This window comes from Halovibrio sp. HP20-59 (assembly GCF_033052795.2).
Taxonomy (GTDB): domain Bacteria; phylum Pseudomonadota; class Gammaproteobacteria; order Pseudomonadales; family Halomonadaceae; genus Vreelandella.
On record NZ_JAWJUW020000157.1, the window covers coordinates 1 to 243 of the forward strand.

The following is a 243-nucleotide window of genomic DNA, read 5'->3' on the forward strand; positions in this document are numbered from 1 at the left end:
GCCCGCCGCACTGGCGGCGCTGGCCCTGCTCTCAGGTTTGGCCACAAGCTCCTTCGCGCAGGACCGCAAGACCTATATCGTCCAACTCAAGGATGAGCCGGCCGCCACCTACCAGGGCACCCTGCCCGGCCTGGAAGCGACCCAGCCGGCCGCAGGCAGCAGCTTCAAGTACGGCTCGGCCGCCGTGCAGAACTACCTCGCCTACCTGAGCCAGCAGCAGAGCAATGTGATCGCGCTGGTGGG

At 67.5% G+C, this 243-nt stretch carries 1 protein-coding gene; it reads left to right on the top strand.

What is annotated here, in order from left to right; genetic code table 11:
* Positions 1-243 (top strand): hypothetical protein (locus RZA33_RS19725; protein WP_317510027.1); only part of this gene is annotated, 243 nt, incomplete at both ends.